Source organism: Polaromonas potterensis (assembly GCF_033446725.1).
Lineage (GTDB): Bacteria > Pseudomonadota > Gammaproteobacteria > Burkholderiales > Burkholderiaceae_C > Polaromonas.
The window spans coordinates 589895-613069 of record NZ_JAWQLX010000002.1; the positions used below are offsets into that span (position 1 = coordinate 589895).

General features: G+C 61.8%; 20 protein-coding genes. 13 read left to right on the forward strand and 7 right to left on the reverse strand.

The window, feature by feature from the left end; translation table 11 throughout:
* The 10 genes from R6254_RS05950 (at position 1) to dnaJ (ending at position 12418) form a co-directional block, all read left to right on the forward strand.
* Positions 1-1767 (forward strand): branched-chain amino acid ABC transporter ATP-binding protein/permease, encoded by a 1767-nt coding sequence (locus R6254_RS05950; protein WP_318405160.1) that lies wholly within the window; start codon positions 1-3, stop codon positions 1765-1767.
* Between the two features lie 11 nt (positions 1768-1778).
* Positions 1779-2522 carry an ABC transporter ATP-binding protein gene (locus R6254_RS05955; RefSeq protein WP_318405161.1) on the forward strand — a complete coding sequence of 248 codons (744 nt, stop codon included), beginning with the start codon at positions 1779-1781 and terminating at the stop codon, positions 2520-2522.
* A gap of 6 nt (positions 2523-2528) precedes the next feature.
* Positions 2529-4241, forward strand: a complete 1713-nt coding sequence (locus tag R6254_RS05960; RefSeq protein WP_318405162.1) for an acyl-CoA dehydrogenase family protein — start codon at positions 2529-2531, stop codon at positions 4239-4241.
* A 66-nt stretch (positions 4242-4307) separates the two neighbouring features.
* Positions 4308-5297: a Bug family tripartite tricarboxylate transporter substrate binding protein gene (locus R6254_RS05965; protein ID WP_318405164.1), complete on the forward strand. Its 990-nt coding sequence runs from the start codon at positions 4308-4310 to the stop codon at positions 5295-5297.
* 137 nt (positions 5298-5434) lie between these two features.
* Positions 5435-7174: a tannase/feruloyl esterase family alpha/beta hydrolase gene (locus R6254_RS05970; RefSeq protein ID WP_318405165.1), complete on the forward strand. Its 1740-nt coding sequence runs from the start codon at positions 5435-5437 to the stop codon at positions 7172-7174.
* 95 nt (positions 7175-7269) lie between these two features.
* Positions 7270-7722 carry a MarR family winged helix-turn-helix transcriptional regulator gene (locus R6254_RS05975; protein WP_318405166.1) on the forward strand — a complete coding sequence of 151 codons (453 nt, stop codon included), beginning with the start codon at positions 7270-7272 and terminating at the stop codon, positions 7720-7722.
* A gap of 195 nt (positions 7723-7917) precedes the next feature.
* Complete coding sequence (locus R6254_RS05980; RefSeq protein ID WP_318405168.1) at positions 7918-8250, forward strand: winged helix-turn-helix transcriptional regulator; 333 nt, start codon at positions 7918-7920, stop codon at positions 8248-8250.
* Positions 8251-8517: 267 nt separating this feature from the next.
* The gene (gene grpE / locus R6254_RS05985) at positions 8518-9078 is read left to right on the forward strand and encodes a nucleotide exchange factor GrpE (protein ID WP_318405170.1); all 561 of its coding nucleotides are present in this window, start codon (positions 8518-8520) and stop codon (positions 9076-9078) included.
* Positions 9079-9218: 140 nt separating this feature from the next.
* Positions 9219-11159: a molecular chaperone DnaK gene (gene dnaK / locus R6254_RS05990; RefSeq protein ID WP_318405172.1), complete on the forward strand. Its 1941-nt coding sequence runs from the start codon at positions 9219-9221 to the stop codon at positions 11157-11159.
* Between the two features lie 116 nt (positions 11160-11275).
* Positions 11276-12418: a molecular chaperone DnaJ gene (gene dnaJ, locus R6254_RS05995; RefSeq protein WP_318405174.1), complete on the forward strand. Its 1143-nt coding sequence runs from the start codon at positions 11276-11278 to the stop codon at positions 12416-12418.
* A 289-nt stretch (positions 12419-12707) separates the two neighbouring features.
* Here dnaJ and R6254_RS06000 read toward each other — a convergent pair whose 3' ends face one another.
* Positions 12708-13592 (reverse strand): transporter substrate-binding domain-containing protein, encoded by an 885-nt coding sequence (locus R6254_RS06000; RefSeq protein WP_318405176.1) that lies wholly within the window; start codon positions 13590-13592, stop codon positions 12708-12710.
* A 261-nt stretch (positions 13593-13853) separates the two neighbouring features.
* On the opposite strand from R6254_RS06000, the gene R6254_RS06005 reads away from it, so the two are divergent.
* Positions 13854-14960 (forward strand): S-(hydroxymethyl)glutathione dehydrogenase/class III alcohol dehydrogenase, encoded by a 1107-nt coding sequence (locus tag R6254_RS06005; RefSeq protein ID WP_318405178.1) that lies wholly within the window; start codon positions 13854-13856, stop codon positions 14958-14960.
* Positions 14961-15067: 107 nt separating this feature from the next.
* Complete coding sequence (gene fghA / locus R6254_RS06010) at positions 15068-15937, forward strand: S-formylglutathione hydrolase (protein WP_318405179.1); 870 nt, start codon at positions 15068-15070, stop codon at positions 15935-15937.
* 21 nt (positions 15938-15958) lie between these two features.
* Here fghA and R6254_RS06015 read toward each other — a convergent pair whose 3' ends face one another.
* Together R6254_RS06015 and R6254_RS06020 are read right to left on the reverse strand one after the other, a co-directional pair.
* A complete protein-coding gene (locus R6254_RS06015) occupies positions 15959-16633 on the reverse strand; it encodes an N-acetyltransferase (protein ID WP_318405181.1) in 675 nt (224 codons plus the stop codon).
* Positions 16634-17102: 469 nt separating this feature from the next.
* Positions 17103-18188 carry a PA0069 family radical SAM protein gene (locus R6254_RS06020; protein ID WP_318405182.1) on the reverse strand — a complete coding sequence of 362 codons (1086 nt, stop codon included), beginning with the start codon at positions 18186-18188 and terminating at the stop codon, positions 17103-17105.
* Positions 18189-18304: 116 nt separating this feature from the next.
* Between R6254_RS06020 and R6254_RS06025 the strand changes: the two genes are divergently transcribed.
* Complete coding sequence (locus R6254_RS06025) at positions 18305-18652, forward strand: DOPA 4,5-dioxygenase family protein (protein ID WP_318405184.1); 348 nt, start codon at positions 18305-18307, stop codon at positions 18650-18652.
* A 98-nt stretch (positions 18653-18750) separates the two neighbouring features.
* Here R6254_RS06025 and R6254_RS06030 read toward each other — a convergent pair whose 3' ends face one another.
* The 4 genes from R6254_RS06030 to R6254_RS06045 all read right to left on the reverse strand — a co-directional run.
* On the reverse strand, positions 18751-19818 hold the full coding sequence (locus R6254_RS06030) for an acyltransferase family protein (RefSeq protein ID WP_318405186.1): 1068 nt from the start codon (positions 19816-19818) through the stop codon (positions 18751-18753).
* Positions 19819-19830: 12 nt separating this feature from the next.
* Positions 19831-20784, reverse strand: coding sequence for an NAD(P)H-dependent flavin oxidoreductase (locus tag R6254_RS06035; RefSeq protein WP_318405188.1), 954 nt, complete (start codon positions 20782-20784; stop codon positions 19831-19833).
* Positions 20785-20894: 110 nt separating this feature from the next.
* Positions 20895-22685 (reverse strand): acyl-CoA dehydrogenase, encoded by a 1791-nt coding sequence (locus tag R6254_RS06040; RefSeq protein ID WP_318405189.1) that lies wholly within the window; start codon positions 22683-22685, stop codon positions 20895-20897.
* A gap of 120 nt (positions 22686-22805) precedes the next feature.
* Positions 22806-23175, reverse strand: a 370-nt coding sequence (locus tag R6254_RS06045) for an electron transfer flavoprotein subunit alpha/FixB family protein (RefSeq protein WP_318405190.1), incomplete at its 5' end; no start/stop codon positions are given.

A 23175-nucleotide genomic window follows, 5' to 3' on the forward strand; every position in this document is an offset into this window, starting at 1 on the left:
ATGGCGCTTCGCAAATGGGGCGGCTGGCTCCTGATCGCCGCGCTGGTTCTGGTCTGCATCCTGCCCGTGCCCGAGTTCTGGATCACCCAGCTCAACTACATCGGCATCTCCAGCCTGGCGGTGTTAGGCCTGATCCTGCTGACCGGGGTTGGCGGCCTCACCTCCTTCGGCCAGGCCGCTTTTGTCGGCATAGGCGCATACACCAGCGCCTACCTCACGGTGAACGCCGGTCTCTCGCCCTGGCTCACGCTGCTGGTGGGCCTGGGCCTGACAGCGATGTGTGCGGTGGTGCTGGGCTGGATCACGCTGCGTATGTCCGGCCATTACCTGCCGCTGGCGACGTTGGCCTGGGGCCTGTCGCTGTACTACACCATGGGCAACCTGCAGGCGCTGGGCAAATACGACGGCATTCTGGGAGTCACCGGGCTGTCCATTTTCGGCTGGGAGCTGGGCCAGGGGCGGGTTTACCTGCTGCTGAGCTGGTCGCTGGTCTTGCTGGGCAGCCTGAGCCTGTTACATCTGCTGGACTCGCGTGTCGGCCGGGCCATACGTTCGCTCAAGACCGGCTCGCAAATGGCCGAGTCCATGGGGGTGGACACCTTGCGTTTCAAGATCGGCATCTTCCTGATCGCCGCCTTGTTTGCGTCCCTGTCCGGCTGGTTGTACGCGCATTTCCAACGTTCGGTCAACCCCTCGCCTTTCAGCGTGCATGTGGGCATCGAGTACTTGTTCATGGCCGTGCTGGGCGGCGTTGGCCACGTCTGGGGCGCCATCACCGGCGTGACCATCACCAAACTGCTGGCCGACCAGTTGCAAGTCTTGCTGCCCAAACTGCTGGGCACCAGCGGCAGCTACGAAATGATTGTGTTCGGCGTGTTGCTGGTGCTCACGCTCAAATACGCGCCCGACGGCATCTGGGCTTTTATCGATCGTAAGTTACCCAAAACCAGGCGCAAGGTGGACTGGCAGGACGCGGCCCCCCTGCCGGCGCGCACCAAACCGGCGGCCGGTGAAATCGTGCTGCAGGCCTGCAATATCCGCAAGGAGTTTGGCGGCCTGGTCGCGGTCAACGACATCAACTTCTCGGTGGCCTCGGGCCAGATTGTGGGTCTGATCGGCCCCAACGGCGCCGGCAAATCCACGACCTTCAACCTGATCACCGGCGTGTTGGCCCTGACCCGCGGCAGCGTGAGTTTCCGAGGTGAGACCATCAGCAGCCTGCCCTCGCGTGAGATTGCCAAACGCGGCATTTCGCGCACCTTCCAGCATGTCAAGATGATTGCCGACATGACCGTGCTGGAGAACGTGGCGCTGGGCGCCCACCTGCGCGGCAACAAGGGCGCGACGGCCGCCATGTTGCGGCTGGATCGCGCGGAAGAACAAGGCCTGCTGCGCGAAGCCGAACACCAGTTGCGACGTGTCGGCATGGGTGAACACCTGCACGAACTCGCCGGCAACCTGGCCATGGGCCAGCAGCGCCTGCTGGAGATCGCCCGGGCCTTGTGCAACGACCCGGCCCTGCTGCTGCTCGACGAACCCGCGGCCGGTTTGCGTTACCTGGAAAAACAGGCGCTGATCGAGGTCTTGCGCCAGCTCAAGGCCGAAGGCATGAGCATCCTGCTGGTTGAACACGACATGGACCTGGTGATGCAGGTGACCGACCGCATCGTGGTCATGGAGTTCGGCACCCGGCTGATTGAAGGCACGCCCGAAGAAATCCAGGCCAGCCCGGCGGTACGCGCCGCCTACCTCGGCACCGAACACTGAAGGTCCCCCTCATGAGCACCCCTCTTCTTAAGGTCCACAACCTCCACGCCGGTTACGGCAAGGCCGAGGTCTTGCGCGGCATAGACCTGCAGGCCGACAGTGGCAGCATCATCACCGTCATCGGCCCGAATGGCGCGGGCAAGTCCACCTTGCTCAACGCGCTGATGGGTGTGCTGCCGGCCACCGGCAGCATCGAATACGCCGGCCAGTCCATCATCGGGCTGCCGCTGGAAGAACGCGTCATGCTGGGCATCGCCCTGGTGCCCGAAAAACGCGAATTGTTCGGCAGCATGTCGGTCGAAGACAACCTGGTGCTGGGCGCCTTTCGCCAGGTGCGCTTGCGCAACAAGGCCTGGCGCGACCAGATGGAGGTGGTGTTTGAGCTGTTCCCCCGCCTCAAGGAACGCCGCGCCCAAGAAGCCGGCACCTTGTCGGGCGGTGAACGGCAAATGCTGGCCCTGGGCCGGGCCTTGATGTCGCGCCCCAAACTGCTGATGCTGGACGAACCCAGCCTGGGCCTGGCACCGCTGATCGTGAAGGAAATCTTCCGCACCATCGAAGCCTTGCGCAAGACCGGCGTGACCACCCTGCTGGTGGAACAAAACGCGCGCGCCGCACTGGAAGCGGCCGACCACGGCTACGTGCTGGAGATGGGCGAGATTGGCCTGAGCGGCCCGGCCGCCGAACTCGCACGCGACACGCGTGTGGTCGACACCTACCTGGGCGCCTCGCGCAAGTCCCCCGTTTCAAGCTGACAGCGCATGCATTACCAGCCCCGCATCGAGGACATCCGGTTCATCCTGAACGAGGTGCTGGACGCGCCCGCCCAGCTGCAGGCGCTCACGCCTTTTGCCGAGACCGACACCGAGCTGATGCAGCAGGTCCTGAGCGAAGCCGGAAAATTTGTGGCCCAGGAGATCGCGCCGCTGCAGCAGGGCGGCGACGAGATCGGCTGCACCTTTGACCACGGCCGCGTCACCACCCCGCCCGGCTTCCAGGCCGCCTACGCCGCCTTCTGGCAAGGCGGCTGGCCGGCGCTGGCCTGTGCGACTGAGGACGGCGGCCAGGGCCTGCCCACGGTGCTTGAAGCCGTGTTGTACGAAATGCTCAGCGCCGCCAACCACGGCTGGACCATGGCGCCCGGCCTGCTACACGGCGCTTACGAATGCATCAAACACCATGCCAGCGATGCGCTGAAGGCGACTTATCTTGAGAAAGTCGCCACCGGTGAATGGCTGGCCACCATGTGCCTGACCGAGCCGCATGCGGGCAGCGACCTCGGCCTGGCGCGAACCCGCGCCGTGGCCCAGGCCGATGGCAGTTACCGCATCAGCGGCACGAAAATTTTTATTTCCGGCGGCGAACACGACCTGAGCGACAACATTGTTCACCTGGTGCTGGCCCGCCTGCCCGATGCGCCGCCCGGTCCCAAGGGTTTGTCGCTGTTCCTGGCGCCCAAGCTCTTGCCCGACGGCGCGCGCAACGGCGTGTACTGCGAACGTATCGAGGAAAAAATGGGCCTGCACGGCAGCCCGACCTGCGTCATGCGTTTTGACGAGGCGACCGGCTGGATCGTCGGCACACCGGGCCGCGGCCTGGCCGCGATGTTTGTGATGATGAATGCCGCGCGCCTGCATGTGGGCCTGCAGGGGCTAGGCCTGCTCGAAGCCGCCTGGCAAAAAGCCGAGGCTTATGCGGGCGAACGCCGGCAAATGCGTGCGCCTGGTCCGCGCAGCAGCGCCGAACCGGCGGATTTGATTGCCAGCCACCCGGCCATCCAGCGCATCCTGGACACCCAGCGCGCCTGGATTGACGGCGGCCGCGTGTTGGCCTACCGCACCGCGATCGAACTCGACATCGCCAAACACCACCCCGACGCCACGCGGCGCGATAGCGCGCAACGCTGGTGCAGCCTGGTCACGCCCGTGCTCAAGGCCGCCTTCACCCACCAGGCGTTTTACGGCGCCAGCGAATGCCTGCAGGTTTTCGGCGGCCACGGTTATGTGCGCGAATGGGGCATCGAGCAAATCGTGCGCGACTCGCGCGTCGCCATGATTTACGAAGGCACCAATGAGATCCAGGCGATCGACCTGCTGGTACGCAAAGTATTGACCGACGGCGGTGCAGGCATGGCCGCGCTGCTGCGGGAACTGCAGACCGGCCTGGATGCCGGTTGCCCGGATGACGCCGATGTGTTGCGCCGCTTCAAAGCGCTGCGCGACCTCACGGCCCTGCTGGTCGAAGCCAGCCAGGCCCACCCGGTGCTGCCCTTTGAGGCCGCCGACGACTACCTGCGCGCCGTCGCGCTCGCCCTGCTGGCCTGGGCCTGGTCCCGCATCGACCAGGCGACGGGCGGCGACGCCCCGCGCTGGCGCCGCGGATCGGCCGCGCTGCGTCTGCGCGTGTTGCCTGAATTCGACATGCGCATCCAAACGATTCAGGGCCAGTGCGCAGCGGCTCCTGCAACGGCCTGAATCACAAGGTCCGCACTAAGGTCACCTGAGTTTTTTACTTCAATCCATTACAAGGAGACAGACACCATGACAACACGCCGCGAATTCACCCAAGCCCTGGGCGGTGCCGTCGCCCTGGCCAGCCTCGGCCTGCCGCTGTCAGCCCAGGCGCAGACCAGCCTCGAACTGGCCAAACTCATCTGCGGTTTTCCGCCAGGCGGCACCAGCGACGCGATGTCGCGTCGCCTGGCCGACAAGCTGCGCGGCAACTATGCGGCCAACGTCATCGTGGACAACAAGCCGGGGGCGGCCGGCCAGATCGGCATCACCGCGCTCAGGGACAGCCCAGCCGACGGCAGCGCTCTGTTGCTGACGCCCTCGTCCATGTTGTCGATCTACCCTTTTGTCTACCCCAAGCTGCCTTACAAACCGGCCGAAGACGTGGCGCCGGTCTCGCTGGCCTGTTATTTCAACCACGCCTTCGGCGTCGGTCCGGCCGTGCCGGCCAGTGTCAAAACTCTGAAAGACTTTCTGGCCTGGGCCAAGGCCAACCCCGACAAAGCCAACTATGGCTCACCCGGCGCGGGCTCCATGGCGCACCTCATCGTCGGGCTGATGAACAAGCTGCTGGGCACAGATTTGCGCCACGTCCCTTACCGCGGCTCGGCGCCTGGCATCCAGGATTTGCTGGGTGGCCAGATTTCGTCCATGTCCTCGCCGGTCGGTGACTACCTGCCTTACCTGAAAAGCGGCAAGCTGCGCCTGCTGGCGATCTCGGGCATCAACCGCAGCCCCTTTGTGCCCGACGTGCCGACTTACCGCCAGCAAGGCATTCCCATCACCGTGCGCGAGTGGTATGGCGTGTTCCTGCCGGGCAAAGCCAGCCCGCCAACCGTGCGCCGCGCGGCCGCCTACATGCAAACCGCCCTGGCCCAGCCCGACCTCATCAGCAGCATGGCGCAAGTCGGTATGGAGGTGGGCTCCTCGTCACCGCAGGCGCTGGACGAGCTGCTCAAGGCCGACGCCGACGAATGGCGCCGCCTGATCAAACAAATCGGCTTTACCGCCGACTCCTGAGTCACGCCAGGCTGCGCCGCCCGAGCTTATGCATAAAAACAGGCTGCAGCCACCATCCCACCTGCGCAAGCAGCTATTGAATTTATAGCAAATTTCAGGTGCCATCCAACGCATCAGCCCACACGAAGGAGACACCCATGCCCCACACCGTCACCCGCCTGGTGGCCAGCGCCGCCGGCCTGCTCCTGCTGGCCGCCTGCAGCAGCACGCCGACTGCGCGGCCTGCCGCCACTGGTTCCAGTGCCGTCATGACTTGCGAAGGCTTGGCGGCGGGTTTCAGTTTTGCCGGCACACGCATCTTGTCGGCGCAACGGGTGGAAGCCGGCCAGCTCAAATTAGCCGGCATCGCAGAGGCCATGCCCGCGCATTGTGTGCTCAAAGGCGCCATGCACGAACGCATCGGACCGATAGACGGCAAACCTTATGCGATCGGGTTCGAGATGCGCCTGCCCACGGCCTGGAACGGCCGTTTCTTTTACCAGGCCAACGGCGGCCTCGACGGTTTCCAGACCCCGGCTTATGGCGACATCCTGGGCGGCGGCCCATCCGCCAACGGCCTGCTCAAAGGTTTTGCGGTGATCAGCTCGGACGCCGGTCATACCTTCGACCGCAACACACCGATAGGCGGCGCCACCTTCGGGCTGGACCCGCAGGCGCGACTGGACTATGGCTACAAGGCCGTGGCGCAACTCACGCCCATGGCAAAAGCCCTGATCAAGACCTATTACGGCAAAACGCCAGACACGTCGTACCTGGTGGGCAGCTCCAACGGCGGGCGCCACGGTTTTGTCACCGCCTCGCGCCTGCCGGCCGCTTACGACGGCATCCTGGTCAGCACACCGGGCTACAGGCTGCCGCTGTCGGCCGCGGCGCAGGTGTGGGGCGCGCAGCAGTTTGCGCGTATCGCCAAAACCAACCCTGCCACCGGCCGGCCCGATCTGAGCACAGCCCTCACACCCGCAGACCTGGCCCTGCTCGCGCGACGTGTGCTCGCGCGTTGTGATGCGCTTGACGGCCTGGCCGACGGCATCGTTGCCGACCTGCAAGGCTGCCAGGCAGCCTTCAACATTGAACGCGACGTACCCAGTTGCGCAGCCAGCACGGTGCCCGACGGCAACTGCCTGAGCGCGGCGCAAAAAACAGCCATGGCCAGCGTCGCCAACGGGCCGGTGACGGCGACCGGCCAACGTGTGTATGCCGGTCTGCCCTGGGACCCGGGCATGGCGGGGCGCGACTGGGCGAGCTGGAAATTTATCAACAGCGTGGGCCCGCGAGATGCCATCGCACTGGCCTTTGTGATGAACACCCCACCGGCCTCGCCCGCCGTGGTCACGGGCCAGGGCAACACCTTGATCGACTACGCCCTGCAGTTCAACATCGACAGCGACCTCGCGCGCCTGTCGGCCACCGACGGGGCTTACCGCGAATCCGCCATCAACTTCATGACGCCGCCTGACCCCACCCTGCGTAGCTTTGTTGCACTGGGCGGCAAACTGCTGGTCTTTCACGGCACGGCCGACCCGGTATTTTCCGCGCTGGACAGCATCACCTGGCATGACAACTTCCGCCAGGCCCATGGCGCTGCCGCCGACAACCATGCCCGCCTCTTCCTCGTGCCGGGCATGAACCACAGCCGCGGTGGTCCGTCCACCGACCAGATGGACATGCTGGAGGTACTGGTGCGCTGGGTCGAACAAGGCCAGGCGCCGCAAGCCGTGGTGGCGCAGGCGCGCGGTGCTGGCGCCGCCGTGCCCAACCCCGAAATACCCGCCAACTGGAGCGCCACCCGCACCCGCCTCTTGTGTCCCTACCCGCAAGTGCCGCGTTACCAGGGCAGCGGCGACAGCGAAAACGCGGCCAGTTTCAGTTGCCGATAAAAGCAAGAGACCAGGACAAAAGCCGCCAGCCGGCCCCGGCCAAGCAGCGGCGATACTAACGCCCCTCCCCACCACCTGCAGACCCGCCCCATCCGATGCCAGAAAAATTACCCCCGGCTGTCGAAACCGTCGATACCCGCTACCTGGAAAGCCTGCTCGGTTACAACGCCAGGCGCGCCGCGGTGGTCGTGATCGAAAGTTTCCTGGAACGCATGGCGGTGTATGACTTGCGGCCGGTCGATTTTTCGGTGATCTCGCTGATCACACACAACGCGGGCATCACCTCGCGCCAGTTGTGCGCGGCGCTGAACATCCAGCCGCCCAACCTGGTTGGCATGATCAACGCGCTGGAACGGCGCGAGCTGATTCAGCGCAAACCACACCCGCGCGACGGCCGGGCCTTTGGCCTGCACCTGACGCCCAGCGGCCAGAAACTGATGCGCCAGGCCGAAAACACGGCGCAGGAACTGGAATCCGACGCCGCCGCCCGCCTGAGCGCCACCGAGCGCAAAACGCTGCTTCGCCTGCTGCAAAAAATTTACCTCTGATGCGCAGGCCGTGAACAGCGCCCGGGGGATTACTCCATCCGCCCCAAATTTTCAAGCCCTTTTGGCTGCGAAGCTACACCGTGCGGGCGCAGGCAGCTACAAAACTAGTAGCAGTTCAAAATTTCCGCTATATTTCGCATCAAGCCCGTGCTTACCGATTAACCGTGACAAAAACGTGACCAGGAGATCCCCCTAATGAGTTCCAAAGAAAATGCCGCCGTCGGCCAACTGTTTGAACTGCTTGAATCGCGTTACGCCTTGCGCGTGTTGTGGGCCCTGAAAGACGGTCACCCGCAAACCTTCCGCCTGCTGCAGGACAGCATCGGCAGCATCACCCCCAACACCTTGAACACCCGCATCAAGGAATTGCGCAACGCCGGCCTGATGAGCCACGGCAACGAAGGCTACACCGTCACCACACTGGGTGCCGACTTGCTCAAACGCCTGAACGACATGCAGGCTTTTGCCGCCAAATGGACCACCAGCCAGGTCAAGGCCGCTGCCGGCAGCACGGTCAAGAAAAAATAAACTGTCTCCCCCTCCTGAAAGACAGGCCTGGCGCCTGTCTTTTCATTTGGGCGCCAAGTGGCTGGGCGCTTGATTTTTTTGTATAAAATCCGCCCTTGGCCCTTTTCCTGCGTGCGCAGGAAGCTATTTATTTCATAGCATGTTGACGGCGCCTGCTAACGCAGACGCACGTTGCAGGTCAGGCATCGGGGCACAAACCCTTGCCTTGAAAAGGGCTTTGCTGCCCCCAGCTAGCTCACTTGTCCTTTTGAATAACCGCCTCCGACCATGCCAGAAAACAAACAATCCGAACAAAATCAAGCACTTACAGGCGCTCCCAGCCCGGAAGAACTGGAAGCCGCGCAAGCCGCCAACGAAGCCGATGCCCTGAGCGCAGCGCAAGCCGAACTGGTCCTGCTGCAGGCCAAAAACAGCGAACTGGCCGACAACTTCCTGCGTGCCAAGGCCGAGGCTGAAAATGCCCGCCGCCGTGCCGACGATGAAATTGCCAAGGCCCGCAAGTTCGCCGTCGAGGGTTTTGCCGAAAGCCTGCTGCCCGTTGCCGACAGCCTGGAAGCCGGCTTGGCCATCAAGGAAGCCAGCGTCGAGCAGTTGCGCGAAGGCACAGAAGCCACGCTCAAACAGCTCAAAAGCGCGCTGGAACGCAACAAGGTGGTCGAGATCAACCCCGCGAACGGCGAGCGCTTCGACCCGCACCAGCACCAGGCCATCAGCATGGTGCCGGCCGAGCAGGAAGCCAACACCGTGGTCAGCGTGTTGCAAAAAGGTTACCTGATCGCCGACCGCGTCTTGCGTCCGGCGCTGGTGATGGTGGCCGCCCCCAAATAAACCCCTGTCCAGGCGCGTGCGGCACTTGAAACAGTCCAAGTTATCCACAAGTCATCAACATAGTCATTCACAGCGGCTGGCCTGAAGGGCCATCCCCGCTGAGTTAATCAAGCAAACAGAAAATCTAGGAGTAAGCAATCATGGGAAGAATCATCGGCATCGATTTGGGCACCACCAACAGCTGCGTCGCTGTGATGGAGGGCAATGTTCCCCGCGTCATCGAAAACTCGGAAGGTGCACGCACCACGCCGTCGGTCGTGGCCTACCTAGAGAACGGTGAAGTGCTGGTCGGCGCCTCGGCCAAGCGCCAAGCCGTGACCAACCCCAAGAACACGCTTTACGCGGTCAAACGCCTGATCGGCCGCAAGTTTGCCGAAAAAGAAGTGCAAAAAGACATCGACCTGATGCCTTACAAAATCGTGGCGGCCGACAACGGCGACGCCTGGGTCGAAGTACACGGCAAAAAAATGTCTCCGCAGCAAGTGTCTGCCGACATCCTGCGCAAGATGAAAAAGACCGCCGAAGACTACCTCGGCGAGCCGGTCACCGAAGCTGTGATCACCGTGCCTGCGTATTTCAATGATGCGCAGCGCCAAGCCACCAAAGATGCCGGCCGCATTGCCGGTCTGGATGTCAAACGTATCATCAACGAACCCACGGCCGCGGCCCTGGCCTTCGGCATGGACAAGCAGGAAAAAGGCGACCGCAAGATCTCGGTCTATGACCTGGGCGGCGGTACTTTCGACATCTCCATCATCGAGATTGCCGATGTCGACGGCGAAAAACAATTTGAAGTGCTGTCGACCAACGGCGACACCTTCCTGGGCGGCGAAGATTTCGACCAGCGCATCATCGACTTCATCATCGAAGAGTTCAAGAAAGAGTCCGGCGTCAATCTCAAGAACGACGTGTTGGCCCTGCAGCGCCTGAAGGAAGCCGCTGAAAAAGCCAAGATTGAGCTGTCCAGCAGCGCGCAGACCGACATCAACCTGCCCTACATCACGGCAGACGCTTCGGGCCCGAAACACCTGAACATCAAGATGACACGTGCCAAGCTGGAGCAGTTGGTTGAAGAGCTGGTCGAACGCACCATCGCCCCGAGCCGCGTTGCGGTCAAGGACGCCGGTGTGAGCAGCGCCGACATCCATGACGTGATCCTGGTCGGCGGCCAAACCCGCATGCCCAAGGTGCAGGAGAAGGTCAAGGAATTCTTCGGCAAGGACCCGCGCAAGGACGTGAACCCTGACGAAGCCGTGGCTGTGGGCGCTGCGATTCAGGGCCAGGTCTTGTCCGGCGACCGCACCGACGTGTTGCTGCTCGACGTCACCCCCCTGTCCCTGGGTATTGAAACCATGGGCGGCGTGATGACCAAGATGATCAAGAAAAACACGACCATCCCGACCAAGTTTGCCCAGACCTTCTCGACCGCTGAAGACAACCAGCCGGCCGTGACGATCAAGGTGTTCCAGGGTGAGCGTGAAATTGCTGCCGGCAACAAAGGCCTGGGCGAGTTCAACCTCGAGGGTATTCCGCCAGCCGCACGCGGCACGCCGCAAATTGAAGTGTCGTTTGACATCGACGCCAACGGCATCTTGCACGTGGGCGCCAAGGACAAGGGCACCGGCAAGGAAAACAAGATCACCATCAAGGCCAACTCGGGCTTGAGCGAAGCCGAGATCCAGCAAATGGTGAAAGACGCCGAGCTGAACGCCGAAGACGACCGGAAAAAAGTCGAGTTCGTGACCGCCAAGAACAATGCCGAAGCCATGGTTCACAGCGTCAAGAAATCGCTGACCGAATACGGTGACAAGCTCGAAGCCGGCGAGAAGGAAAAAATCGAGACCGCCATCACCGAGATGGAAGAAGCCCTCAAAGGCGACAGCAAGGAAGCCATTGACGCGAAAAACACCGCGCTGATGGAAGCCAGCCAGAAACTCGGTGAAAAAATGTACGCCGACATGCAGGCAACACAAGCGGCTCAGGCCGGTGGTGCAGCCGGTGCCGAAGAAGCGGCAGCTGCCAAACCAGCAGCCGACGACAATGTGGTGGATGCCGAAGTCAAGGAAGTCAAAAAAGGGTAATGCCTATTTTTGAGGCATAGCCTCGATGCAGCGAAGCGGAAGCCAGGGGTCACCCCGGATTCCGCTTTGCCATATTCGGGCAGCAAGCATTTCTCTCCACTGAACACGCAATTTCCATGGCCATCAAAAAAGACTATTACGACACGCTGGGTGTTCCCAAAAACGCCAGCGACGAAGACATCAAGAAAGCCTATCGCAAGCTGGCGATGAAGCACCACCCGGACCGCAACCAGGGCGAGACCGGGAAAGCCTCGGAAGAAAAATTCAAGGAAGCCAAAGAGGCTTACGAGATGTTGTCCGATGCGCAAAAACGCGCGGCTTACGACCAGTACGGCCACGCTGGCGTGGACCCGAACCGCGGCGGCCCGGGTGCGGAAGGTTTTGGTGGTTTTGCCGAGGCCTTTGGCGATATCTTTGGTGACGTCTTTGGTGGGCAGCAGGGACGCGGCGGACAGCGCGGCGGCCGCCAGGTCTATCGCGGCGGCGACCTCAGTTATGCGATGGAAGTTACGCTCGAAGAAGCTGCCACCGGCAAGGATGCACAAATCCGCATCCCAAGCTGGGACGACTGCACAACCTGCCACGGCAGCGGCGCCAAGCCCGGCACCAAGGTGGTCACCTGCACCACCTGCCACGGCCATGGTGCGGTGCAAATGCGCCAGGGCTTTTTCAGCGTGCAGCAAACCTGTCCGCAGTGCAAAGGCACGGGCAAACTGATTCCCGAGCCTTGTGTGGCCTGCCACGGCGTGGGCAAGACCAAGAACAACAAGACCCTGGAAGTCAAAATTCCGGCCGGCATCGACGACGGCATGCGTATCCGCTCCACCGGCAACGGTGAGCCGGGCACCAACGGCGGCCCGCCGGGTGACCTCTATATCGAGATCCGGCTGAAGAAACACGACATCTTCGAACGTGACGGCGACGACCTGCATTGCGTGGTGCCCATCGGCATGGCAGCAGCAGCGCTGGGCGGCGAGATCGAGGTGCCGACCCTGGCCGGCAAAGCCGCCATCGACATTCCTGAAGGCACACAGTCCGGCAAGCAGTTCCGTCTGCGCGGCAAAGGCATCAAGGGTGTACGTTCCAGCTACCCCGGCGACCTGTATTGCCACATCACGGTGGAAACACCGGTGAAACTGACCGAGCACCAGCGCAAGCTGTTCAAGGAACTCGACGAGTCCCTGAGAAAAGGCGGCGCCAAACATTCGCCCAGCGGCGAAAGCTGGACCGACAAGCTGAAAAGTTTCTTCAGCGCCTGAAGTTGCGGCGCAGGCGCTATTTAATTCATAGCTGCTTGCGCCCGCCCCTCAAGGGCTGGAGGCACTTTTTTCTTATAAAAAGGTAACTACTGCAGGTCCACCTGTAGCTATGAATTTCATATAAATCAACGACTTAGAAATTCGCCCGAATCGAAAAATTCAAAACTCGGCGAATTTCGACCGAAATTTGCTTCATATTTGAGCGCCTTTGAAGTCACGTCGGGTGTAAGTCATTGATTCACAAGACCTGAGTAGTTACCAAAAATCAGACGCAAGGCACCGCCCACGCTTACATCGCCGGCTTGTCGCTCATGGCCGTGAGGTTGGCCTTGAGCTGCTCGCTCATGGGCAGGTTCAGATTTACGCCCTTGGGCGGAATCGGCGAGACGAACCACTTGTCGTACATTTTACTGAATTCACCCGACGTCATCAGGCGCGTGATGCTGCCATCGACCAGTTTTTTGAACTCGGGGTCATCCTTGCGCAGCATACAGGCATAGGGTTCGACTTGCAGCGAATCGCCCACCACGTCCAGCGCGGCCGGATTTTTGGAGTTGGCCTTCAGGCCGAACAACAAAATATCGTCCATGGCAAAGGCCAGGGCGCGGTCGTTTTCAACCAGCAGCAGCGAATCGTCATGGTCCTTGCCCAAAATGAGCTGCATGTCGAGGTTTTTATCGGCGCTGTACTTGCGTATCACCTGCGCGTTAGTCGTGCCTGTGGTGCTGGCCACCGTCTTTTTGGCCAGGTCGGCGTAGTTTTTAATGTTTGAGCTCTTCTTGGTCAGCAAACGCGTGCCGGTGTAGAAATGGTTGATGGCAAAGGCCACGTCCTTGCCGCGGGCGGTGTTGTTGGTGGTCGAGCCGCACTCCAGGTCGTAAGTGCCGTTGGTCAATAGCGGGATGCGGTTTTGCGAGGTCACCGGCATGTAAGCCACTTCAAGATTGGGCTTCTTGAGCGTCTTGCGCACGTCATCAATGATGGCTTCGGTCAGGTCCACCGAAAAACCGACCGCCTTGGTCGAACCTATCAAGTAGCTGAAAGGCACGGACGACTCGCGGTAAGACACGGTGATCTTGTTGCTGTCGGCCACTTTTTTCAGCGTTTGCGCGCTGGCGGTGGTGGCCAGACCCAGCGTGAGCAGTACGGCGGTCGTGAGGGTCGAGAGTTTCATGCGGGATTCTTTTAAAAAAATAAATACGGGATAAATGTAAAAAAGGTGGGCTTGATTCTCACAATAAGTCGCAAATACTAGCTTATGGTTTACCCAAGCCCTCCATGACACGGGTCACGCCACAGGCCATGCAATTTTTCGGCCAACTTGTCATGCCCTCTGGCAAGTCGGGCGTTGCAGCACCCCGCAGCGCACCAGGGCGGGGTCTGATTTATAGTGCCATTCATTCACCGTTCACTCCAAGCGCAAGCTCTTATTCCCATGAAAACCAAAGCCGCCGTCGCCTGGCAAGCAGGCCAACCCCTGACCATTGAAACCGTGGACCTGCAAGGCCCGAAGTTTGGCGAAGTCCTGATCGAGATCAAGGCCACCGGCATCTGCCACACCGACTACTACACCTTGTCGGGCGCCGACCCGGAAGGCATCTTCCCGGCCATCCTGGGCCATGAAGGCGCGGGCATTGTGGTCGATGTCGGCCCCGGCGTCACCACGCTGCAAAAAGGCGACCATGTCATTCCGCTGTACACGCCGGAATGCCGCCAGTGCAAGTTTTGTCTCTCGCGCAAGACCAATTTGTGCCAGTTGATCCGCGGCACGCAAGGCAAGGGCCTGATGCCCGATGCCACCAGCCGTTTCAGCCTGGACGGCAAACCCATCTTCCACTACATGGGCACCAGCACCTTCAGCAACTACACGGTCGCGCCTGAAATTTCGCTGGCCAAGATCCGCAAGGACGCACCGTTTGACAAGGTCTGCTACATCGGCTGCGGCGTCACCACCGGGATTGGTGCGGTGCTGTTCACCGCCAAGGTCGAAGCCGGCGCCAACGTGGTGGTGTTTGGTTTGGGCGGCATTGGCCTGAACGTGATCCAGGGTGCCAAGATGGTGGGCGCCGACAAGATCATTGGTGTGGACATCAACCCGGCGCGCCAGGAAATGGCGCGCAAGTTCGGCATGACCCATTTCATCAACCCCAAGGAAGTCGACAACGTGGTCGATGCCATCGTGCAGTTGACTGACGGCGGCGCCGACTACAGCTTTGAATGTATTGGCAACACCCAGGTGATGCGCCAGGCGCTGGAATGTACCCACAAGGGATGGGGCCGCAGCATCATCATCGGTGTCGCCGAAGCCGGTGCCGAAATCAGCACGCGCCCGTTTCAGTTGGTCACCGGCCGCAAGTGGGAAGGTTCGGCCTTCGGCGGCGCGCGCGGCCGCACCGACGTGCCCAAGATCGTCGACTGGTACATGGAAGGAAAGATCAACATTGACGACCTGATCACGCACACCATGCCGCTGGAAGACATCAACAAGGGTTTTGAGCTGATGAAAAGCGGCGAATCGATTCGCGGCGTAATTATTTACTAGCCCCCACGTTCGCTCACTGCGTGTAGCTCTCTGCCCCCTCAGGGGGCGCTGCGCCTGCGGCCCGGCTAAGCCGGTTCCGCGGCCCCTGCTCGAATTGAAAGAGGCCCATGACCACACAACCTGAACTCCTTAGTGAACACGCCTGCTTCGGTGGCGTGCAGCGTTTTTACCGCCACGACTCGCGCGAGATCGGCTTGCCGATGAAGTTTTCGGTGTTTCTGCCGCCGCAAATCCTGATCGACAAGGCCGGCGGCAAGGTGCCCGCGCTGATGTACCTGGCTGGCCTGACCTGTACCGAAGAAACCTTCATGATGAAGGCCGGTGCACAGCGACTGGCCGCCAGCCTGGGCCTGGCGCTGATCACGCCCGACACCAGCCCGCGTGGCGCCAAGCTGCCCGGCGAAGCCGACAGCTGGGACCTGGGCGTGGGCGCCGGCTTTTACCTTGACGCCACACAAGCGCCGTGGTCGGCGCACTACCGCATGGAAAGCTACATCACGGCGGAGTTGCTGCCGCTGCTGACCAGCACCCAGCCCATCCAGGCCGGGCGCATCGGCATCTTCGGTCACTCCATGGGCGGGCACGGCGCCTTGACCCTGGCCTTGCGCCATCCCGACTTGTTCAAGTCGGTGTCGGCTTTTGCGCCCATCTGCGCACCCCGCCACAGCCCCTGGGGCCGCAAGGCTTTCACGGCTTATCTGGGTGCCGACGAATCCACCTGGGCGGACCATGACGCCACGGCCTTGATGGCCAAGCTGCACGCAGCGCCCTACCCCGGCGGTATCCTGATCGACCAGGGCCTGGCCGATAAATTCCTGTCCGAACAGTTGCACCCTCACCTGTTTGAAGCCGCCTGCGCCAAGGCAGGCCAGGCGCTGCAGCTGCGCTGGCATACCGGTTACGACCACGGTTATTACTTCATCGCCACCTTCATGGCCGACCACCTGAACCACCACGCGCGCCAGCTGTCTGAATAAACCGAGCGGCGCGACGGCGCCTCAACTCATGCCGGCCGCCTCGGAAAAACGCGCCAGCGTCCAGCCCTCGCCCAGCAAAAATATCCGCGTGTGCAAGTCTTCCTGCACCTGCGGTGAAATCTCCCGGCCGAGGTAACGCAGGCGCTTGTTGCGCAGATCCACAAACCCCCAGTCGTAGTTCCTGGCCAGCGCGCGCCACAAGGCGTGGGCCCCGGCCGACTGGCGGGCACCGCTGACCAGGCACAGGCCCGACGCCAGGCCGCGCTGGTAGACCGCCGTGGCCAGGCCGCGCCGCTGGTAGGCCACATCGTATTTGGAGTGCGGCGCCCGGATGTAGCGGTCCGCCTGGCGACCGACTTCGATCAGCCGGTTGAAGACGGTGTAGCCGGCCAGGCGCTGCTGACGGATATCTTCCACATACACATAATGTTCGCCGTCGGCTTCGCGGCTGCGGATCACAAACTCGGGGTCTTGCATGCCCTCTTCAGGCAGGCCGCCCAAGCGCCCCTCCGGCTTGTTCAGCTGCGTATAGATGTCCTGCAACTCGTCGCCCAGAGGCCTGCTTGTTTGCGGGCCCACGTCGATGCGCAGCTCGGCGGGCCGCAGGTGCCAGGAAGGAAAAGAGGGCCAGGACGCGCGGGACAGCCAGGGCGGCAGGGACGGAAAACAGGGTGGGCAATAAGGGGGCAAGGACAAGACCACAAAAAACTCCAGGCGTGCGGGAACGACGGCGCGCGGCAGGCGGCCGTGACAAGTCCATCAAGGGCAGCAGCTGCTGCGGCCGAAAAGGATGCGCGAGAGGTGTGTTAGCGGCGCGGAAAGCGGATGTCGAGTGCGTCCCGGAGCACCGGATGCGCCGACCTGCCACACTCAGGTCGACGCTGTACTAGCGTGCGGCTTGGGGTCCGTCGATATAACGTGGCACGGCGGCGTGGCAGCAGGCGGGCACCGACCGGCCTGCCCTGCATGGGCACAGGTCTGCAGTGAAATGCAAGCCGTGCATGAGTGAACTTCTCCACGAGTCGTGCCTGAAGCCGTATCCATGATGATGCGGCGAGGCGGGTTGGCCGAAGCCCGTGATCGTAGCGGCTTGGCGATACCGCACGTTTGCAGTGCGGTACTGCGAAGGCCGGCCCTGGCAGGCGGCCCCAGCCCCGTCACGGGTTCAGAAGAGGTGGCCCTGCCCCGCAGCTGCCGGTGGCCTGAACTGGCTCAGGTCCAGCTCGACACGTTCGCGGTTGAAACCCAGGCGCTGGCAGGTTTTCGCAAACCGTTGGCGGATCAGCTCGGCCCACAAACCCTGGCCCTTCATGCGCGAGGCGAAATCGCTGTCGTAATCCTTGCCGCCGCGCATGTCATGAATCCGCGCCATGATGCGTGCCGCACGCTGCGGGTAATGTATTTCCAGCCACTGCTGGAACAAGGGCGCCACCTCCCAGGGCAAACGGACCACGGTGTAAAACGCCGAACGTGCGCCGGCCTGCCAGGCGGCTTCCAGCACCTTCTCCATGTCCTCGTTCACAAACGGGATTTGCGGCGCGACGCTGACACCGACAGGAATGCGCTGCGCTGCCAGCGTCGCTATGGTGCGCAGCCGGCGATGCGGCGCGGCGGCACGTGGCTCCAGCTTGCGCGCCAGCTCGCCGTCCAGCGTGGTGATGGTCACATACACCGCGGCCAGTCGATCGGCGGCCATGGGGGCGATCAAGTCGATATCGCGCTCCACACCGCTGGACTTGGTGACCAGCGAAAACGGATGGCGAGCCTCCTGCAAGACCTCGATCACAGCGCGCGTCAACCGCAACTCGCGCTCCGCCGGCTGGTAGCAGTCGGTGGCCGAGCCGATATTGAGCAGTTTGGGCACATAACTGCGTTTGCCCAAGTCGGCACGCAAGACCTCGGCAATATTGCGCTTGGCAATGATTTTGGTTTCAAAGTCCAGGCCCGGCGAAAAATTCAGGTAGCTGTGAGTGGGCCGTGCGTAGCAATAAACACAACCGTGTTCGCAACCCCGGTAGGGGTTGAGGCTGTAGTCAAAAAAGATGTCGGGCGAGTCGTTGCGCACAATCGCGCTACGCGCGTCTTCAAACAAAACTTCTGTGTCGAGACGCCGCGCCTCGTCACCTGCTTCTTGAAGCGTGCCCCAGCCGTCGTCGTAGGCCGCCCGTGTATCTTTCTCAAAGCGGTGCGCGATGCGTGTGGCCGTGCCTCGGCCTTTGATGGCATGGAGGGGAATGATCACATCGCTCATGGCAACTATTTACAACTGTATAAATATACAGTCATTTTATCCAGAACCCCTGACGACGTCAGAAAAACCATGCTGGCCTGACAATCAAAGCTTCTTTTCCATAGCCCTGCCCTCGCATGACCCAGCGCCCCGAAAACCTTTACGACCGCTACCACGCCCATGTTTATTTCGGCCCGGATACCGTGGAACAAGCACGTGCCTTGCGCCAGCAGGCCGGCGAGTTGTTCAAGGCCAGCGTGGGCCGTGTGCATGAACGCGAAGTTGGCCCGCACCCGCACTGGAGTTGCCAGCTGGCCTTTGACAGCGCGGAATTTGAGCGCCTGATTCCCCGGCTGGAGCAACACCGCAACGGGCTCGATGTGTTTGTGCACGGCCTCACGGGCGATGATCTGGCTGACCACACGACCCATGCCAGTTGGCTGGGCCAGGCCTCGGTGTTAAAGCTTGAGATGTTCAGGCGCTGAGCGGGCAACCTGAATCGCTACTTATTTGATAGCTTCTTGCGACCGTCGGATATGGGCTAGAGGCACTTTTTACTTAAAAAAAATGCCTGTCACGGGCTTTACTGCGGGATCAAACGAGTTTTGCGCCAGGCGTGCAAAGGCGCGTGCGGAGATTCAACACCGCGATACAAGGCCGCGCCGGCCAGCAGGGACAGCAAAAAGGCCGCCAGCAGGCCCAGGGTATGGGCCAGCAACTGGGTCGGCCAGAAATGGCTGATAAAGGCATTCACCAGCAGGCACACCGGGAAGTGAATCAGGAACACCGAATACGAGATTTTCCCGAGCTGCAGCAACCACGGCGCTTGTAGCCAGCGCGCAGCCCACAAGCCGCGCTGCAACCCCACCAGACCCAGCGCCACCAGCACGGCCACCAGCAGCCGGCCCCTGAAATCAAGTAGCAACGCCAGCCCACCCAACACAGCAATAGCCAGCAGCCAGCGCGCTGGATGGGTACTGCGTGAAGCCCACCAGGCCAGCATGCCCAGCGCATAAGAACCGAAAAAATACAGGCCCGTCATGTCCAGCCCGGCATCCCGGTTGAAATACAACAAGGACGCCGCCGCCAGCACCAGCACCAGCCAGCGGTGCCGCGTGTCACGCAGCAGCGAAAGCACGGCCACGCTGATCACAAACAACTGAAAATCAATCGCCACGTACCAGATGCCGGCCGACAAGGCCTCCTGAGCCAACACGTCCTGCAGCAAAAAGATGTGGCTGAGCAGTTGCCAGAAGGTGGGCGCGTCCGGCACCGAGTCATCGGCCAACCAGGGCCGCACCAGGGCCGCGACCGCGACCGTGATGAACACCGCCACCATCAAGGGCAGCGCCAGCCGGCGGTAACGGCGCAGGATCAGGTGGCCGGGTTGCTGAAAAACCGCGACGCCCTCAGGCGCCAGGGAACAGGCCGCGAGAAAACCACCCACTACCAGAAACACCTGCACCGCCATGCGGCCATAGGTGTAGAGCCAGTCCATCAGGCCGGGTGCTGCGTGGTGCACCACATCCGACATCGGGCCGTAAAAAGCCAGGTGGTGCCAGATGATCAACACGCAGGCCAGGGCCTTGAGCGCGTCGATCCCGGGCAGGCGCTGCGCAGGCGGCGCCGTGGCAGCGGCCGGAATAACCATGCGGCGCGAGGCCTAGACGCCCACCCTTTGGCGTGCGTGCTGGTACTCGCGCTTGAGCTGCGCAACATAGTCGGCCGTGCTTTGTACCTTGTTGACCGCGCCTATGCCCTGGCCGCAGCCCCAGATGTCTTTCCAGGCCTTCTTGGCGTCGCCGCCAAAGTTCATCTTGCTCGCATCACTCTCGGGCAGGTTGGCCGGGTCCATGCCGGCGGCGATGATGGACGGCGCCAGGTAGTTGCCGTGTACGCCGGTGAACAGGTTGCTGTAGACGATGTCGTCGGAGCTGCTGTCCACGATGGCTTGTTTGTAGGCGTCAGCGGCGCGGGCTTCGTCGGTGGCGATGAAAGCCGAGCCGATGTAGGCAAAGTCGGCACCCATGGCCTGCGCGGCCAGCACAGCGCCGCCGGTCGAAATCGCGCCGGACAGCGCGATCGGGCCGTCAAACCACTGGCGAATTTCCTGGATCAGCGCAAACGGGCTTTTCACGCCGGCATGGCCGCCGGCACCGGCCGCCACAGCCACCAGGCCGTCAGCGCCCTTTTCAATCGCCTTGCGCGCAAACTTGTTGTTGATCACGTCGTGCAAGACCACGCCGCCGTAGCTGTGTGCCGCGGCATTGATGTCTTCGCGTGCGCCCAGCGAGGTGATATAAATCGGCACCTTGTACTTCACGCACATTTCCATGTCGTGGTCCAGCCTGTCGTTGGACTTGTGCACGATCTGGTTCATGGCAAAAGGCGCGGCAGGTTTGTCGGGATTCGCTTTGTTGTAGGTAGCCAAGGTCTCGGTGATTTCGGCCAGCCAGTCTTCCAGCTGCGCCGCCGGCCTGGCGTTGAGTGCGGGCATGGAACCCACCACACCGGCCTTGCATTGTTCAATCACCAGCTTGGGGTTGCTGATGATAAAAAGCGGCGAAGCGATGATGGGCAGTGGGAGTTTGTCGAGCGGGGCAGGCAGTCTGGACATGGTGTGTTTTCCGTGTGTAGAAGCAAAAATTTATGAAAAAATAGGCTGTAGCCCCCGTCCTGTGGTCGCCAACAGCTACTCTTTTAATAGCGATTTCAGCAAGCGTCGATTTAGAACGCTTCCAGCGCCAGCGCCGTCACGCTGTCCGCGCCTTCAACAATGCTGTCGCGCAGGCCGGGGGCCTTGCTCAGCAAATGGTCGGCGTAAAACACCGCGGTGGTGATCTTGGCTTTCATGAAGTCGACGTCATGGCCTTTGGCCAGTTCTTCTTCCGCCACCAGCAGCGAACGTGCCAGTTGCCAGCCGGCCACCAGGTTGCCGGCCAGCATCAGGTAAGGCACGCTGCCGGCGAAGACCGCATTGGGCGAAGCCTTGGTGTTGCCGGCGACAAATTCCACCACATCGACAAACGCTTCACGCGCGGCCTTCAGGCGTTTGGCCACGGCTTTTGCTGCCGCGCCGCCCTGCTTGATCAGCGCCGCTTCCGTCTTCTCGATCTGGCCGGCAATGCCTTTGGCCGTCTGGCCGCCATCACGCGCGGTTTTGCGGCCCACCAGGTCGTTGGCCTGGATCGCGGTCGTGCCTTCGTAAATCGTCAAAATTTTGGCGTCACGGTAATACTGCGCGGCGCCGGTTTCTTCGATGAACCCCATGCCGCCATGTACCTGCACACCTAAGGAGGTGACTTCCAGGCTCATCTCGGTGCTGTAACCCTTGACCAGCGGCACCATGTATTCGTAGAAGGCCTGGTTTTGCTTGCGCACGTCCGCATCGGGATGGTGGTGCGACGCGTCATAAGCGGCGGCGGCCACCGAAGCCATCGCGCGGCAACCTTCGGTGTAGGCACGCATGGTCATCAACATGCGTTTGACATCGGGGTGGTGAATGATGGGTGCGCTGGCGGCAATCGAACCATCCACCGGCCGGCTTTGCACCCGGTCCTTGGCGAAAGCCACGGCCTTCTGGTAGGCGCGCTCGGCCACCGCAATCCCCTGCATGCCCACGGCGTAACGCGCCGAGTTCATCATGATGAACATGTATTCGAGGCCGCGGTTTTCCTCGCCCACGATGTAACCCACGGCGCCACCGTGATCGCCATACTGCAACACCGCCGTCGGGCTGGCCTTGATGCCCAGCTTGTGCTCGATGCTGACGCAAAACACGTCGTTGCGCGCGCCGAGTGCACCGTCTTTGCCCACCATGAACTTGGGCACGACAAACAGGCTGATGCCTTTCACGCCTTCGGGCGCGCCGGTGACCCGTGCCAGCACCAGGTGCACGATGTTCTCGGCCATGTCGTGTTCACCGTAGGTGATGAAAATCTTGGTGCCGAAAATTTTGTAGCTGCCGTCGGCCTGCGGTTCGGCGCGGGAGCGCACCATGGCCAGGTCGGAGCCGGCTTGCGGCTCGGTCAGGTTCATGGTGCCTGTCCATTGGCCGCTGACCAGTTTTTCCAGGTAGGTGGCCTTGAGCTCATCCGAGCCGGCCGTCAGCAGTGCTTCAATCGCGCCGTCCGACAACAAGGGGCACAGCGCAAAACTCATGTTGGCCGAGTTGAGCATTTCGCCGCAAGCCGCACCTATGGTTTTGGGCAGGCCCTGGCCGCCAAAATCCAGCGGATGTTGCAGGCCTTGCCAGCCACCCTCGGCATATTGTTTGTAGGCTTGCTTGAAACCAGGTGTTGTCGTGACTTCACCGTTCTTCCAGCTGGACGGGTTGATGTCGCCTTCGCGGTTCAAGGGTGCGAGCACCCCTTCGTTGAACTTGGCACATTCTTCCAGCACGGCTTGCGCGGTTTCAAAACCGGCTTCTTCAAAGCCGGGGATTTGCGCCACGGCATCGATGTCGGCCAGGTGCTTGATGTCAAACAACATGTCCTTGAGGGGGGCTTTGTAGCTCATGTCTTGTCTCCGGTGTGTTGTCATCCCGGACTCGATCCGGGATCCATGCCGCATGTACCGACAGGTGTAGTGATCCAGCATGGATTGCGGGTCAGGCCCGCAATGACATTTTTTACAGTCTTACAGCGCAGCCACCAGCTCAGGCACCGCCGTGAACAGGTCGGCTTCCAGGCCATAGTCAGCCACCGAGAAGATAGGTGCTTCCGGGTCCTTGTTGATCGCCACAATCACCTTGCTGTCCTTCATGCCGGCCAAGTGCTGGATCGCACCGCTGATACCGGCCGCGATATAGAGCTGGGGCGCGACAATCTTGCCGGTCTGGCCAACCTGCCAGTCGTTGGGGGCGTAACCCGCATCGACCGCGGCGCGGGAGGCCCCCAGGGCCGCGCCCAGCTTGTCGGCCAGCGGCATCATGACTTCGTTGAACTTCTCGGCGCTGCCCAGGGCACGGCCACCGGAGACGATGATCTTGGCGGCGGTCAGCTCTGGC

What these genes read in the sequence shown, in the direction of transcription:
- R6254_RS05950 (WP_318405160.1), top strand. Translation starts at nt 1, where the DNA reads ATGGCGCTTCGCAAATGGGGCGGCTGGCTCCTGATCGCCGCGCTGGTT.
- R6254_RS05955 (WP_318405161.1), top strand. Translation starts at nt 1,779, where the DNA reads ATGAGCACCCCTCTTCTTAAGGTCCACAACCTCCACGCCGGTTACGGC.
- R6254_RS05960 (WP_318405162.1), top strand. Translation starts at nt 2,529, where the DNA reads ATGCATTACCAGCCCCGCATCGAGGACATCCGGTTCATCCTGAACGAG.
- R6254_RS05965 (WP_318405164.1), top strand. Translation starts at nt 4,308, where the DNA reads ATGACAACACGCCGCGAATTCACCCAAGCCCTGGGCGGTGCCGTCGCC.
- R6254_RS05970 (WP_318405165.1), top strand. Translation starts at nt 5,435, where the DNA reads ATGCCCCACACCGTCACCCGCCTGGTGGCCAGCGCCGCCGGCCTGCTC.
- R6254_RS05975 (WP_318405166.1), top strand. Translation starts at nt 7,270, where the DNA reads ATGCCAGAAAAATTACCCCCGGCTGTCGAAACCGTCGATACCCGCTAC.
- R6254_RS05980 (WP_318405168.1), top strand. Translation starts at nt 7,918, where the DNA reads ATGAGTTCCAAAGAAAATGCCGCCGTCGGCCAACTGTTTGAACTGCTT.
- grpE (WP_318405170.1), top strand. Translation starts at nt 8,518, where the DNA reads ATGCCAGAAAACAAACAATCCGAACAAAATCAAGCACTTACAGGCGCT.
- dnaK (WP_318405172.1), top strand. Translation starts at nt 9,219, where the DNA reads ATGGGAAGAATCATCGGCATCGATTTGGGCACCACCAACAGCTGCGTC.
- dnaJ (WP_318405174.1), top strand. Translation starts at nt 11,276, where the DNA reads ATGGCCATCAAAAAAGACTATTACGACACGCTGGGTGTTCCCAAAAAC.
- R6254_RS06000 (WP_318405176.1), bottom strand. Translation starts at nt 13,592, where the DNA reads ATGAAACTCTCGACCCTCACGACCGCCGTACTGCTCACGCTGGGTCTG.
- R6254_RS06005 (WP_318405178.1), top strand. Translation starts at nt 13,854, where the DNA reads ATGAAAACCAAAGCCGCCGTCGCCTGGCAAGCAGGCCAACCCCTGACC.
- fghA (WP_318405179.1), top strand. Translation starts at nt 15,068, where the DNA reads ATGACCACACAACCTGAACTCCTTAGTGAACACGCCTGCTTCGGTGGC.
- R6254_RS06020 (WP_318405182.1), bottom strand. Translation starts at nt 18,188, where the DNA reads ATGAGCGATGTGATCATTCCCCTCCATGCCATCAAAGGCCGAGGCACG.
- R6254_RS06025 (WP_318405184.1), top strand. Translation starts at nt 18,305, where the DNA reads ATGACCCAGCGCCCCGAAAACCTTTACGACCGCTACCACGCCCATGTT.
- R6254_RS06030 (WP_318405186.1), bottom strand. Translation starts at nt 19,818, where the DNA reads ATGGTTATTCCGGCCGCTGCCACGGCGCCGCCTGCGCAGCGCCTGCCC.
- R6254_RS06035 (WP_318405188.1), bottom strand. Translation starts at nt 20,784, where the DNA reads ATGTCCAGACTGCCTGCCCCGCTCGACAAACTCCCACTGCCCATCATC.
- R6254_RS06040 (WP_318405189.1), bottom strand. Translation starts at nt 22,685, where the DNA reads ATGAGCTACAAAGCCCCCCTCAAGGACATGTTGTTTGACATCAAGCAC.